Annotated in this window: 14 protein-coding genes; 7 read left to right on the plus strand and 7 right to left on the minus strand. The window is 69.2% G+C overall.

What is annotated here, in order from left to right; all coding sequences use genetic code 11:
* The first annotated feature begins 103 nt into the window (after positions 1-103).
* Entirely contained in the window at positions 104-748 is a 645-nt protein-coding gene (locus A37E_RS0113610) for a glutathione S-transferase family protein (protein ID WP_029557094.1), read from the plus strand.
* A gap of 110 nt (positions 749-858) precedes the next feature.
* Entirely contained in the window at positions 859-2,046 is a 1,188-nt protein-coding gene (gene zapE / locus A37E_RS0113615; RefSeq protein WP_024277467.1) for a cell division protein ZapE, read from the plus strand.
* A 3-nt stretch (positions 2,047-2,049) separates the two neighbouring features.
* Here zapE and A37E_RS0113620 read toward each other — a convergent pair whose 3' ends face one another.
* The 5 genes from A37E_RS0113620 to A37E_RS0113640 all read right to left on the minus strand — a co-directional run bounded on the left by A37E_RS0113620 (position 2,050) and on the right by A37E_RS0113640 (position 6,331).
* Positions 2,050-2,601 (minus strand): hypothetical protein, encoded by a 552-nt coding sequence (locus A37E_RS0113620; RefSeq protein ID WP_029557095.1) that lies wholly within the window; start codon positions 2,599-2,601, stop codon positions 2,050-2,052.
* Positions 2,602-2,678: 77 nt separating this feature from the next.
* Positions 2,679-3,494: a WYL domain-containing protein gene (locus A37E_RS0113625; RefSeq protein WP_029557096.1), complete on the minus strand. Its 816-nt coding sequence runs from the start codon at positions 3,492-3,494 to the stop codon at positions 2,679-2,681.
* 116 nt (positions 3,495-3,610) lie between these two features.
* On the minus strand, positions 3,611-4,963 hold the full coding sequence (locus A37E_RS0113630) for a (Fe-S)-binding protein (protein ID WP_029557097.1): 1,353 nt from the start codon (positions 4,961-4,963) through the stop codon (positions 3,611-3,613).
* Between the two features lie 200 nt (positions 4,964-5,163).
* Entirely contained in the window at positions 5,164-5,886 is a 723-nt protein-coding gene (locus A37E_RS0113635) for a cytochrome c biogenesis CcdA family protein (RefSeq protein ID WP_029557098.1), read from the minus strand.
* A gap of 7 nt (positions 5,887-5,893) precedes the next feature.
* Positions 5,894-6,331 (minus strand): thioredoxin family protein, encoded by a 438-nt coding sequence (locus A37E_RS0113640; protein WP_029557099.1) that lies wholly within the window; start codon positions 6,329-6,331, stop codon positions 5,894-5,896.
* A 188-nt stretch (positions 6,332-6,519) separates the two neighbouring features.
* On the opposite strand from A37E_RS0113640, the gene A37E_RS0113645 reads away from it, so the two are divergent.
* The 3 genes from A37E_RS0113645 (at position 6,520) to A37E_RS0113655 (ending at position 8,917) form a co-directional block, all read left to right on the plus strand.
* Positions 6,520-7,140: a Maf-like protein gene (locus A37E_RS0113645; RefSeq protein ID WP_029557100.1), complete on the plus strand. Its 621-nt coding sequence runs from the start codon at positions 6,520-6,522 to the stop codon at positions 7,138-7,140.
* Complete coding sequence (gene yacG / locus A37E_RS0113650) at positions 7,137-7,343, plus strand: DNA gyrase inhibitor YacG (RefSeq protein WP_024277474.1); 207 nt, start codon at positions 7,137-7,139, stop codon at positions 7,341-7,343. The genes A37E_RS0113645 and yacG overlap by 4 nt, the downstream gene beginning before the upstream one ends.
* Positions 7,344-7,435: 92 nt before the next feature.
* Positions 7,436-8,917: an aldehyde dehydrogenase gene (locus A37E_RS0113655; RefSeq protein WP_029557101.1), complete on the plus strand. Its 1,482-nt coding sequence runs from the start codon at positions 7,436-7,438 to the stop codon at positions 8,915-8,917.
* Positions 8,918-9,107: 190 nt separating this feature from the next.
* Here the strand turns inward: A37E_RS0113655 and tmpT are convergent, their stop codons facing one another.
* Positions 9,108-9,746 carry a thiopurine S-methyltransferase gene (gene tmpT, locus A37E_RS0113660; protein WP_029557102.1) on the minus strand — a complete coding sequence of 213 codons (639 nt, stop codon included), beginning with the start codon at positions 9,744-9,746 and terminating at the stop codon, positions 9,108-9,110.
* A gap of 224 nt (positions 9,747-9,970) precedes the next feature.
* Here tmpT and A37E_RS0113665 point away from each other — a divergent pair, with 224 nt between their 5' ends.
* Together A37E_RS0113665 and A37E_RS0113670 are read left to right on the plus strand one after the other, a co-directional pair.
* Positions 9,971-11,404 (plus strand): aspartate aminotransferase family protein, encoded by a 1,434-nt coding sequence (locus A37E_RS0113665; RefSeq protein ID WP_029557103.1) that lies wholly within the window; start codon positions 9,971-9,973, stop codon positions 11,402-11,404.
* 179 nt (positions 11,405-11,583) lie between these two features.
* Entirely contained in the window at positions 11,584-11,985 is a 402-nt protein-coding gene (locus A37E_RS0113670; protein WP_029557104.1) for a DUF1236 domain-containing protein, read from the plus strand.
* Between the two features lie 57 nt (positions 11,986-12,042).
* On the opposite strand, the gene A37E_RS0113675 is transcribed toward A37E_RS0113670, so the two are convergent.
* Positions 12,043-12,642 (minus strand): glutathione S-transferase N-terminal domain-containing protein, encoded by a 600-nt coding sequence (locus tag A37E_RS0113675; protein WP_029557105.1) that lies wholly within the window; start codon positions 12,640-12,642, stop codon positions 12,043-12,045.
* Positions 12,643-12,698: the final 56 nt, after the last annotated feature.

Here is a 12,698-nt window from a genome sequence, read left to right on the forward strand (position 1 = left end):
AAGAATTTGGCCTAAGCGCGGTCGCCTTTTCGCAGGCGGGCCTGACGGGGGCGGGTCTGATGGGGATAGTGTGCTCTGGTGGTCAACACGGAGACCGGTCGGCGTGTCACCCTTCAAACTCTACTGCTTCGCCCAGTCGGGCAATGCCTATCGTGTCGCCCTCATGCTGGAGCTGTGCGGGCTCGCCTGGGAGGCCCGGTTCGTCGACTATTTCAACGGCGAGACCCGCACCGAGGCCTACAAGCGCGATGTGAACGAGATGGGCGAGGTGCCGGTGCTGGTGGATGGCGCGCTGAAGCTGTCCCAGTCGGGCGTGATCCTCGACTATCTCGCGAAGAAGACCGGCCACTTCCTGCCCGACGACGAGGAAGGCCGGCGCGAGGTGTTGCGCTGGATTCTCTTCGACAACCACAAGTTCACATCCTACTTCGCCACCCTGCGCTTCATGGTCGAGCTGCGGGGCGAGGGCGAGAACGAGCTGAGCGCCTTCCTCAGGACGCGCGCGAGGGCGGCCTATGCCGTCGCGGACAAGCACCTGCAGGCTTCCGACTTCCTCGTGGGCGACCGGCCCACCATCGCCGACATCTCGCTTGCCGGATACATCTACTATCCCGAGCGGGCGGGTGTGGTGGTGGAGGATTATCCCGCCCTGGCCCGCTGGGCCGGCCGCATCTCCGCTTTGCCGGGGTGGAAGGCGCCCTATGAGCTCATGCCCGGCCATCCTCTGGTCATCGCCGAGACGCTCTGAGCTTCAACTTTCCGCCGATCTGCTCTAAGCGGATGCGGCAGTGCACAAGCGCCGAACCGCGGCGCGGCAGGTGAAGGCGCCGGGAACGGCGGGTGAACGGGAACACGTTCATGGCGGGTGAGACGACGGCGCGGGTCACGGAGCTTTATGCGGCGAAACTTGCCGCTGGGGAAATCTCGGAAGATCCGGCCCAGGCCGAAGTGGTGAACGAGTTCGCCCGGCTGGAGCTGGAATTGCGGCAGCGGGCGCTGGCGCAGAAATCTTCGGCGCTCGGCTGGCTGTTCCAGCGCCGAGCCCCGGTCCAGCCCAAGGGCATGTACGTCTATGGCAAGGTCGGCCGCGGCAAGACCATGCTCATGGACCTGTTTCTCGACGCACTGCCGGCCAAGGGCAAGCGCCGGGCGCATTTCCACGAATTCATGGGCGACGTGCACGAGCGCATCTTCCGCGAGCGGCAGGCGCAGAAGCAGGGCGAGCGCAAGAGCGCCGATCCCATCGCCCCGGTGGCGCAGGCTTTGGCCGACGAGGCCAAGGTGCTGTGCTTCGACGAATTCCACGTCACCGATATCGCCGACGCCATGATTCTCGGCCGGCTGTTCGAGAAGCTGTTCGCCGACGGGGTGGTGGTGGTGGCCACCTCCAACGTCGCGCCGAAGGACCTCTATGCCGGGGGCCTCAACCGCGCGTTGTTCCTGCCCTTCATCGGCGAGATCGAGCAGCGCATGCGTGTCATGTCCCTCGATTCCCGCACCGATTACCGTATGGAGAAGCTGGAGGGCGTGAGCACCTGGCACACGCCGCTCGGCCCGGCGGCCGACGCGGCGGTGGCGGCGGCCTGGCGGCGTCTCGCCGGCCCCACCGGCGGCAAGCCGGGGGAGATGCTGCTGAAGGGGCGCAAGCTCGCCATCCCCGCCATGGGGCAGGGCGCGGCGCGCTTTTCCTTCGCTGATCTGTGCGAGGCGGCGCTGGGACCGAACCCGGACTATCTCAGCCTCGCCCGCCAGTTCCACACCATCGTGCTGGAGCACATCCCCATTCTCGGGCCGGACCAGCGCAACGAGGCGAAGCGCTTCATCTCGCTCATCGACACGCTCTACGACGCCAACGTGAAGCTCATCGCCTCGGCCGCCGCCGAGCCGGAGCAGCTCTATCTCGGCACCGAGGGGGCGGAGGCGTTCGAGTTCGCCCGCACCATCTCGCGCCTGCACGAGATGCGCTCGGACGAATATCTGGCCAAGCCCCACGGCCGCACGGATTCGGTGGCCTCCGGCAACACCACGGGTCTGGTCGAGACCTGAGGCTTATCGTTCGGTGAAGAAGGTCATCACCACCTTGTCCTTCTCGCCCACGAGGCAGAGGAAGCGGTGGGCCTTGTCCGAGCGGTCGCGCTTGATATAGGCCTCGCCCATCAGCACGGCGGTGATCTTCTCCTGCCCCACGGTCGCGTCGGCCTTGGCGATGGTGAGGCCGTCCATGTCGATGAAGATGTCGTCGACGGAGGGCGAGCGGGCCTTGAGCCGCGCCATCGCATGGGCCTTGCAGGCGGCGGCGCGCTCGGCATCCTCGGGCGCCTCGGCTTCGGCGTCCTTGAGCGCCTCCTCGGTGACGGTCTGTTCCGCCCGCGCCTTCAGCGCATCCCCCGGTTTTGGCGCGGCCAGCGGCGGCGCGATCTCGGGCGAGACGACAGGCGATGTCGCCGGTGCGGGCGCGGCCGTGGCGGGCGCGGGGCGCGAGGGGAGGGGATCGGCCGGGGCGGCCTGCTGCGCCAGCGCGGGGCCGCTCAGCAGCGCACCCGCGAGGAAGGCTCCCGCAAGGACGGGACGAAAGAGGCGGATCGGGCGGGCAGACGGCATTGTGTCCTCCGGATGGTTTCGGAGGACAACGCAGGCGCGGCCATATGGTGCCGCCGCGCCTCTGCTTTCGGTGAACCCTATCTTACGTGCCGGCCGGTGAGGGCATAGCAGAAGGCGTCGAGCATCTCGGCCTCGGCTTCCTTGAGCGAGCCGTCGGCGTTGATGACGCGCATGCCGGCCTTCAGCAGGGTAGCGATGGCCTCGGTGCCGCTCTCGAACAGGGTGTCGAGGGAGGTTTCCACGGATTCGGGCGTCGGCCGCAGGCGGGCGACCCAGGCGGCAAGGCGCTCGCGCTCGGCGCCGGTGAGGTCGATCTCCTCGGCGGCGCAGGCGCGCTCGCAGAAGAAGACCATCTCCTCCACCTCGGCGGCACCGATCTCCCGGTCCGCCCGCGCCAAGGCGGCGAGGAGCGCGATGCCGGCCTTGCGGATGACCATGCGGATGCGGTCCCAGCGCTGGTCCTCGGGCTCCTCGGGGGCGACCACCTCGGCGTCCTTGGGCCAGATGAAACCGAAGGTCTCGTAAAAGAAGCGCGACAGCGGCTCGCGCTTCGCCCCGTCGAGGTCGGTCACACCGGTAATGCGGTCCACCCGGAACGCGCGCGCCGCCTGCCGCTCGTGGCACTTGGCGATGAGGATGGGCACGCCCTCCACATTGCGCTGCACCGCCCACACCGAGATGCGGCGGTGGCTGATATTGCCCGCATGGTCCACATAATCGATGGCGAAGGACTGCCCGTCGGCGGGGTCATGGTCCTCCGCCGCGCCAGCGGCGAGGGTGTCGTGGGGGTCGTCCTCGGGCACCGAAAGGCGGTGGGCGTCGGTATAGAAGGGGGCGCCGATCATCTCGACCCGGTCGAGGATGAAGGACTTCAGCGAGGTGATGGCGTTCATGGGGGCGCTCGCATTGAGGCCGACGGTTCACGCATCGGGCCGACGACGGTTCTCCCATAGATAGCTGGCGCAGCGTCGCCGATAAAGCTTTTCCCCGTGGCGCCTACCCCTGTGCCTCAGTCCCGGTCCAGCGCATCCCGGATCAGGAGCGCGATGTGGCGCGCCTTGCGGCCCGAACCGTGCTCGATCTGGTGGCGGCAGGAGAAGCCGTTGGCGATCAGGGGCGCGTCGTCCGGTGCGGCGCGCATGGCGGGCAGCAGGGCGATCTCGGCCATCTGCATGGAGGCATCATAATGCTCGGCCTCCAGCCCGAAGCTGCCGGCCATGCCGCAGCAGCTCGTTTCCACGATGTCGTAGGAGAAGCCGGGAATGAAGGAGAGCACCTTGCGCGTCGCCTTCATCACGCCGAACGCCTTCTGGTGACAGTGGCCGTGCAGCACCGCCTTCGCACCGGGAAGCGCCTTGAGCTTCAGCCGCAGGCCCCGGTTCTGGTGCTCGCGGGCGAGGAATTCCTCGAACAGGTAGAGCTGCTTGCCCAGCGCGCCGATCTTCGGGCCGAGGCCGAGGCTGTAGAGCTCGTCCCGCAGCGAGAGCAGGCAGGAAGGCTCGAGGCCGATGATGGGCGTGCCGGTGGCGATCTCGCTTTCGAAGGCGGCGAGTACGCGCTTTCCCTCGCTGCGCGCCTTTTCCACCATGCCGGTGGTGAGATAGGTGCGGCCACAGCACAAAGGCCGGTCGGGCTCGGCGTCTGATGGGTCGGGCTTGGCGATGCGCACACGATAGCCGGCGAAGGTCAGCACCTCGCGGGCGGCCTCAGCCACCTCCGGCTCGAAATGGTGGCAGAAGGTATCCACGAACAGGATCACGTCGCCCCGTTCCGCCAGATGCGGCGCGGCGGGCGGCGCCACATAGGCCGCTGGTGCCGGCTCCGGGATCGGCCGGCGGGCGGTGATGCCGAGGAACCACTCGGCGAGCCGGGCCATCAGCGGCACGCGGTTGCGCAGCAGAATGGCGCGGCGCAGCAGGCGGCGATGGCGGCCGGTCCATTCCGGCACCCCGCCGAACAGGCGGGTGCGCAGGGGCACGCCCTTGATCTCGTGCCGTTGCGCCAGATACTCGGTCTTGATGAGCGTCATGTCGACGGCGCTCGGGCATTCCTTCTTGCAGGCCTTGCAGGACACGCACAGGTCCATGGCGGCGTCGAGCCGGGGATCGGCGAACGCGGCCGCGTCGCCGCCGTCGTTCAAAGCCGCCTTGAAGGCGGCGACGCGGGCCTCGGTGGAGTGGGCGCGGTCGCCGGTGATGCGGTAGCTCGGGCACATCACGCCCTTGCCGGTATTCTGACAATCGCGGCTGTGCATGCACACGGCCACGGCCTTGGCGTAGTTCCCGCCCGTGGCGGGAATGCCGGAATAGGCGTCGCCGATGCCGTAGGTGTCGTAAGCCGACCAATCCAGAAAGGTTTTCATGCCGCGCGGGTCCTTTTCACCCGCGCCCATGCAAGAGGCATACCCCCGCACACACGAAGAGCCCGGCGGCGCACGTGGGATAGGCGTGCGCCACCGGGCGCCGGCCACAGCCTGCGGGACGAGCAGGACACCTGCGGCCGGAGGGAGACGGCCCCTGTTCGGCCCGTCTCTGGATCGAAGCGGAGACGACCTGCGGGAGGTCAGAACCGCGTCGTCAGCGTGGTGAGCCAGGCCGGGGAGACCTGAACCAGCGCCGCTTCGATCCGCTTGTCGGCGCCGGTGGCGATCAAAAGGCCGACCACCACCAGCACGAGACCCATGAGCGCCTTCGCCCCCTTGCCGCCGGAGATCATCCGCGAGCGCCAGCGCATCAGCGTGGGGCGCGAGAGGGTTCCGGCAAGCGCCAGCGGCAGGCCGGCGCCGAGGCCGAACAGGCCCATCACCGCCGCCACCTCGCCGAGGTTGCGGCCCTGCGCGGCGAGCACCGAGGCGGCGCCGAGCGTCGGGCCGACGCAGGGGCTCCACACCGCGCCGAGCAGCAGCCCGACGGCGAACTGGCCGCCCACCCCCTCGGTCGCGAAGCCGGAGAGGTGCCGGCTGGCGAGGTCGCTCACCGGCCCGCCCGCGGTGGCGAGCCGCGTCTGCAAGGGCGGCACGGCGAGGACCGCGCCGATGCCGATCATCAGCACCGCCCCGACCATGCGGAAAGCGTCGCCCTCCAGCCCGATGGCGTAGCCGACGGTGGCGACGAACAGGCCGATGACGGTGAAGGAGAGCGTCACCCCCACCGCCAGCGCCAATGGGGCGAGGCGGTGCTCGGCCGCTGCCGCGCCGAGCACCAAAGGCAGCAGCGGCACCACGCAGGGCGACAGGATGGAGAGGACGCCCGCGAGAAACGCGAGGCCGAGGCTGCCGAGGGCCATGGTCGCCTCAGACGCCCTTGGCCAGCAGTGCCTCGATGGAGGGCTTCGCGGTATCACCCACGGAACGGCCTTCCTCGGTCTTGCCCTTGTAGACGATGAGGGTGCTCTGCGAGCGGGCGCCGAACGCCTTCACCGCATCCTTCTGGCTGTCGAAATCCACGCGGAACACCACCACGTCCTTGAACTTGGGGGTGGCCAGCAACTCGCCGAGGATGGGGGCCTGGGCCGCGCACACCGGGCACCAGCTGGCGTGGATCTCCACGAGGATGGGCTTGCCCGCCTTCTGCGCGTCGGCAAAGGCGGCGGGCGTGTAGGCGGCGTGTTCGGTTGCGGCGTGTGTGGTGGCGCCGTGTTCGGTGCCGGCTAGGGCGGATGCGCCGGCGAAGGCGGCTGCGGCGAGGGGGAGGGCGATCGCGAAGGCGAGGGTGAAACGGCGGGTGAACATGGATGGCGTCCTTCTTCCCTGGATCGGCTGCGCTTGGCCGACATCCGGCTTTTCGGGGAGCGGGCCCGAGCGGTTACAGGCCGGCGGAGCCATCACGGGCAGTTGAAGGCGTTCACAGGCCCGGCCAATTCCGCTAGACCACGACCAGACAGGGGCCGACGCGGGTCGGCCCGGGAGGATTTTGCTCCGTGAACGATCAGGTGAAGCTCGTCCTTGCCTCCGGCTCTCCCCGCCGCCTCGCGCTGCTGAACCAGGCCGGCATCGAGCCGGACCTTCTCATGCCCGCCGACGTGGACGAGACGCCCGAGCGCGGCGAGCTGCCCCGCCGCCTCGCCCAGCGCCTGTCGCAGGAGAAGGCGAAGCTGGTGGCCGGCCGGGCCAAGGACGCCGAGATGAACGCGCTGGTGCTCGCCGCCGACACCGTGGTGGCGGTGGGCCGGCGCATCCTGCCCAAGCCGGACCTGGTGGACGAGGCGGAGGCGTGCCTGCGCCTGCTCTCCGGCCGCACCCACCGCGTCTATACCGGCGTCTGCCTCATCGATCCGCGCGGCCGTACCGCCACCCGCCTCGTGGAGACGCGGGTGCGCTTCAAGCGGCTGTCGCGCGACGAGATCAACGATTACCTCGCCTGCGGCGAGTGGCGCGGCAAGGCCGGTGGATATGCCATCCAGGGCATCGCCGGCGGCTTCGTGGTGAAGCTCGTGGGTTCCTACACCAACGTGGTCGGGCTGCCGCTTTCGGAAACCCTCGGCCTGCTGACCGGCCAGGGCTACGACGTGCGCGCTGGCTGGGTGGAGCGCGCGGCGTGAGCGCGGATACCCCCGCCAAGCCCATCCCCGCCGCCCGGCCGTGCCCCATCTGCGGCAAGCCGCCGGTGGAGCGCTACAAGCCCTTCTGCTCCAAGCGCTGCGCCGACGTGGACCTCAACCGCTGGCTGTCCGGCAGCTACGCCATCCCCGGCCGTCCCGAAGAGGACGAGGACGGGGAGAGCGGCCCGCCCGAGCGCGAATAGGCGCCCGCCGCCCCACCTTGACGGCTCCCGTTACGGCGCGCGAGGGTGCCGCAGGTCTGGCACGGGCCGGGTCTGGCAGCGGAGCGCACATCATGGCGGCGGTGGAACGGGCGGCGGCGGACATTCCTTCCTTCCGGACCCACGCCTTCATCGACGGGGCCTTCGTGCCGGCCGCCTCCGGCCGCACCTTCAGCGCCGTCAATCCCGCCACCGGCCACGCCATCGCCGAGGTCGCGGCCTGCGATGCGGAGGATGTGGACCGGGCCGTGAAGGCCGCGCGCCGCGCCTTCGAGGATCGTCGCTGGGCCGGCCAGCGCCCGCTGGAGCGCAAGCGCGCCCTGCTGCGCTTCGCCGAGCTCATCCGCACCCACCGGGATGAACTGGCCCTCACCGAGACGCTGAACATGGGCAAGCCCATCTCGGACGCCCGCGCCATCGACGTGCGCGCGGCGGCCGACTGCTTCGCCTATTACGGGGAGTGCTGCGACAAGGTCTATGGCGAGGTCGCGCCCACCACCGACGACAACCTCGCCCTCGTGCTGCGCGAGCCGCTGGGCATCGTCGGCTGCGTGACGCCGTGGAATTTCCCCATGATCATGGCCGCCTGGAAGGTGGCGCCGGCCCTCGCCATGGGCAATTCCGTGGTGCTGAAGCCGGCGGAGGAAAGCCCGCTCACCGCGCTGCGCCTCGCCGAGCTGGCGGCGGAGGCCGGCATTCCCGCCGGGGTGTTCAACGTGGTGCCGGGGCTCGGCGTCGAGGCCGGCAAGGCGCTGGGGCTCCACATGGATGTGGACGCCATCGCCTTTACCGGTTCCACCGAGGTGGGCCGCTATTTCCTGCGCTATTCCGCCGAGAGCAACATCAAGCGCGTGGCGCTCGAACTGGGCGGCAAGACCGCCTTCGTGGTGGCCCACGACGTGAAGGACCTCGGCGCCGTGGCTGAGGCGGTGGCCGGCGGCATCTTCTTCAATCAAGGCGAGATGTGCACGGCGGCCTCGCGGCTGCTCGTGGACAACCGCATCCGCGCCGAGCTGGTGGAGCGTGTCGCCGCGCTCGCCCCGCGCTGGATGCCGGGTGATCCGCTCGATCCCGACGCGCCGGCCGGTGCCGTGGTGAGCCGCGAGCATCAGGGCCGCATCCTCTCCGCCATCCAGGCCGGCGGCGAGAGCGGTGCACGGCTGGTGACGGGCGGCACGGCGGTGCGCACCGAGACCGGCGGCGCCTTCGTGGCGCCCACCGTGTTCGACGACGTGGCGCCGTCCTCCGCGCTGGCGCAGAACGAGATCTTCGGGCCGGTGCTGTCGGTGATCGGGTTCGACGGGCTGGACGAGGCGGTGGAGATCGCCAACGGCACCGTTTACGGCCTCGGCGCCTCGGTGTGGAGCGCCGACCTTGCCGCCGCGCACAAGGTGGCGCGGCGCTTCAAGGCCGGCATCGTCTATGTGAACTGCTTCGACGCCGACGACATCACCACCCCCTTCGGCGGCGTGAAGCAGTCCGGCTTCGGGCGCGACAAGTCCCTCCACGCGCTGGAGAAGTATTCCGACCTCAAGACGGTGTGGACGCGGCTCTGAGACTGGAGCGGCCCGGCTCCCCGGACAAGCGACACCGGAGGTGGAGCGCCGATCCGGGGGCCAGCGCAAAAGTCCGCCGCAGGCGCTTTAAAATCCGGCGGTTGCAGGAATTGTCCGCTGCGCGGTCGTCCTTGCGCTGGATCCCGGCTCTCCTTCCGCTGCGCTCCAGTCGGCCGGGATGCGAGACCCCTCACCGCCGCTCTAGCAGATGCACCTCTTCGGTCGCTTCCCACTGGCCCTTGAGGGCGTCGGGACGGGTGACGGCATCGAGGTGCGTCACCTGATAGCCGGCGTCGTGCAGCGCATGGACCTCCACCGAAGGCACGGAGAAGGGCGGGCCGCCGACGAGGGACTGGTCATAGACGAGCGTCACCACCAGCTGCGGCACCGCCCCGGTGATGGCCGTGACATGGGCCGCATAGCGCGGGCGCATGTCGGGCGGCAGAGCGATCAAGGCGGCGCGGTCGTAGACCGCATCCACCGGGCCGAGGGTCTCGGCTTCGAGCGCGAAGATGTCGCCCTGGAAGATGTCGAGGCCGGGGGCGCTGAAGCGCAGGAGGTCGCCGGCCGCGGTGATCTCGGGCACCACCTCCAGCTCGGCGAACAGCTCCTCCACCGCGATGCGGCTCAGTTCCGCGCCGGCCACGGCGAAGCCTTGCCCCAGCAGATAGGCGATGTCCCGTGTCTTGCCGCACAGGGGCAGGAAGATGCGCGCGCCGGGCGCGAGGCCGAGGCGGTCGAGGTGCTTCACCAGATAGGCGTTGGGCTTTCCCTCGTGAAAGCCGATCTGCTTCGTCTCCCACCGCGCCTGCCAGAACCCCGGTTCCATGCCCTCGCCTCCGCACGCTCGATCACCGCCGCAGCTTTAGCAGATCAGGCGGGCGGCGACAGCGCGGGGGTGGCCCACGGTCCCGCTTTCGCGCTGGAGCATGACCGGCGAACTCCGGTTCGCCGGAGATTTTTGGCGAAACGCATTTTCTTCACGCGAACCGGAATCCACTTCGCTCGAAAATGCTCTAGAACCGCAGAGGTTCAACACGGAGCATCGCCATCGTGACGTCCGCCCCCCTGTCCAACTCCACCGCCCACTGGCGCGCGCTGGATGCGGCGCACCACCTGCATCCGTTCTCCGACACGAAGGCGCTGAACGCCGAAGGGGTGCGGGTCATCACGCGGGCCGAGGGGGTCTATGTCTTTGACAGCGACGGCAACAGGATCCTCGACGGCATGTCGGGCCTGTGGTGCTCGCAGGTGGGGCACGGGCGGCACGCCATCGTCGATGCCATGGCGCAGCAGCTCTACCAGCTCGATTATTACAACACCTTCTTCAAGACCACCCACCCCGCCGCGGCGGAGCTGGCGGCGGCCATCTCCGAGGTGGCGCCGGCCCATATGAACCATGTGTTCTTCACCTCCGGCGGCTCGGAGGCGGTGGACACGGTGCTGCGCATGGTGCGCCACTATTGGGCAGCGCTGGGCAAGCCCGAGAAGCATATCTTCATCTCCCGCCGCAACGGCTATCACGGCTCCACCATGGGCGGCGCCTCGCTCGGCGGCATGAAGCCCATGCATGCGCAGGGCGGGCTGCCCATTCCCGGCATCATCCACGTGGCCCAGCCCTATTGGTGGGCCGAGGGTGGCGAGATGAGCCGCGAGGACTTCGGCCTCTATGCCGCGCGCGAGGTGGCCCGCGCCATCGACGAGGCGGGGCCGGAGAATGTGGCCGCCTTCATCGGCGAGCCCATCCAGGGCGCCGGCGGCGTCATCATCCCGCCCGCCAATTACTGGCCCGAGGTGGAGAAGATCTGCCGCGATCGCGACGTGCTCCTCATCTGCGACGAGGTGATCTGCGGGTTCGGGCGCACGGGCCGCTGGTTCGGCTCCGAATACATGGGCGTGAAGCCGGACCTCATCACCTTCGCCAAGGGCGTGACCTCGGGATACTTCCCGCTGGGCGGGGTCATCGTCGGCGATCATTTCGCCGAAGGCTTCATCGAGCATGGCGGCGACTTCAACCACGGCTACACCTATTCCGGCCATCCCGGCGGCTGCGCCGCGGCGCTCGCCAACCTCAAGATCATGCACGAGGAAAAGCTGGTGGACCGGGTGCGGACCGATATCGGCCCCTACCTGCAGGAACGCTGGCTGAAGCTGGCCGAGCATCCGCTGGTGGGCGAGGCGCGCATGGTGGGGCTGATCGGCGCCATGGAGCTGACCCCCGACAAGTCCACCCGCGCCGCCTTCGCGGCCGAGGAGGGCACGGTGGGCCTCATCTGCCGCGATTTCTCCTTCAAGGAGGGGCTGGTGATGCGCGCGGTGCGCGACGGCATGATCCTCGCCCCGCCCTTCACCCTGTCGCACGAGGAGGCGGACGAACTGGTCGCCACCGCCTGGCGGGTGCTGGACCTCACCCATGCGGAGCTGATCAAGCGCGGGATGATGGTTCCCGTCCCGCGCGTGCCTGCGAAGGCCGTGGCGAGCGCCTGAGCGCACCGCGCACGGCAAAGCCGAAGTCAAAGATGACGGCATTGGGGCGAAGGCCAAGGTTTTCGCCCCCGGTTTTCCCCAAGTCAGTCCCAGGTATCTGCAGCTCTTGGATGCTGCCGGGAACGTTTTTGCCTCGACCACTGTTTCTGATGCGATCTGAACGCAGCAGGAGAGGTAAGATGCGAAAGACGTTGCTGATGAGTACCGTGATCGCCGCCCTTGCGGCTCCCGTGATCGCTCCCGCCGCCGCCTTCGCGCAGGCCTCCACCGCCACGGGCGCGGTCGGCGGTGCCGCCGTCGGCGCGGTGGTGGGTGGCCCCGTGGGCGCGGTGGTGGGCGGCGTGGTCGGTGCCGGTGTCGGCGCGGCCGCCGAGCCCCCGCAGGAGGTGCGCACCTACGTGATGAAGGAGCGCCGTCCCTCCGTCCGCATGGAGCAGGAGGTGGTGGTGGGCCGCCAGCTTCCGCCCAGCGTGACGCTCTACGATATCCCGCAGAACAGCGAGTATGAATACACGGTGGTGAACGACCGCCGCGTCATCGTCGAGCCCAAGACCCGCAAGGTGGTCTACATCGTCGAGTGACGAAAGCGCTGGTACCGCGTCGAAGGCGCCACCCCTCGGGGTGGCGCCTTTGGCGTGTCAGGCCACCGGCGCGGAGCCCGCAAACTCAGGATGCGCGGCGCTGAAGGCGTCGAACCAGGCGACGAGCTTGGGATGCTCGGCCCTCCAGTCGCCGCCGAAACGGAAATCGAACCAGCCCAGCGCGCAGGCAAGGGCGATGTCGCCCACGTTCGGCGTGCCGGAATAGGGCTCCACCTCCATCTCCAGCGCATCGGTCGCGCGCAGGCGCTTGCCGGCCTGATGCTCCAGCCAGCGCGGCTCGTGCTTCTCCTGCGGCCGGAAGCGCGCCTCATAGAGAATGAGGATGCCAGCATCCATCATCCCGTCCACGAGGGCCTCGCGGCGCAGCACCTTGATGCGCGCAGCCGGCGCGGTGGGCAGGATGCGCCCGTCGCCGGCCAGATGGTCCAGATAGGCGAGGATCACCGACGAATCGAACAGCACCTGCCCGTCGTCGGCCAGCAGCGCGGGGATCTTCCCCAGCGGGTTCTGCTGGCGCAGCGTGTCGTTGGGGTCGAGCGTGTCGGCCGGCTCCAGCTGGAGCGGAATGCCGAGGATGGCAGCGGCGACGCGCACCTTGCGCACGAAGGGAGAGGTGGGGGAGTGGCGGAGCAGCATGGGCGGGGGTCCGTGGGGACGGGAGGAGGGACCTTCTGGATAGCCCGGCCGTGGCC

This window comes from Xanthobacter sp. 91, from assembly GCF_000702385.1.
GTDB lineage: Bacteria > Pseudomonadota > Alphaproteobacteria > Rhizobiales > Xanthobacteraceae > Xanthobacter > Xanthobacter aminoxidans.

Excerpts from the sequence above, each read along its gene's own strand:
- A37E_RS0113675 (WP_029557105.1), bottom strand. The coding sequence starts at position 12,642 with ATGCTGCTCCGCCACTCCCCCACCTCTCCCTTCGTGCGCAAGGTGCGC.
- A37E_RS0113635 (WP_029557098.1), bottom strand. The coding sequence starts at position 5,886 with ATGGCCCTCGGCAGCCTCGGCCTCGCGTTTCTCGCGGGCGTCCTCTCC.
- A37E_RS0113640 (WP_029557099.1), bottom strand. The coding sequence starts at position 6,331 with ATGTTCACCCGCCGTTTCACCCTCGCCTTCGCGATCGCCCTCCCCCTC.
- tmpT (WP_029557102.1), bottom strand. The coding sequence starts at position 9,746 with ATGGAACCGGGGTTCTGGCAGGCGCGGTGGGAGACGAAGCAGATCGGC.
- A37E_RS0113655 (WP_029557101.1), top strand. The coding sequence starts at position 7,436 with ATGGCGGCGGTGGAACGGGCGGCGGCGGACATTCCTTCCTTCCGGACC.
- A37E_RS0113625 (WP_029557096.1), bottom strand. The coding sequence starts at position 3,494 with ATGAACGCCATCACCTCGCTGAAGTCCTTCATCCTCGACCGGGTCGAG.
- A37E_RS0113630 (WP_029557097.1), bottom strand. The coding sequence starts at position 4,963 with ATGAAAACCTTTCTGGATTGGTCGGCTTACGACACCTACGGCATCGGC.
- A37E_RS0113670 (WP_029557104.1), top strand. The coding sequence starts at position 11,584 with ATGCGAAAGACGTTGCTGATGAGTACCGTGATCGCCGCCCTTGCGGCT.
- zapE (WP_024277467.1), top strand. The coding sequence starts at position 859 with ATGGCGGGTGAGACGACGGCGCGGGTCACGGAGCTTTATGCGGCGAAA.
- A37E_RS0113620 (WP_029557095.1), bottom strand. The coding sequence starts at position 2,601 with ATGCCGTCTGCCCGCCCGATCCGCCTCTTTCGTCCCGTCCTTGCGGGA.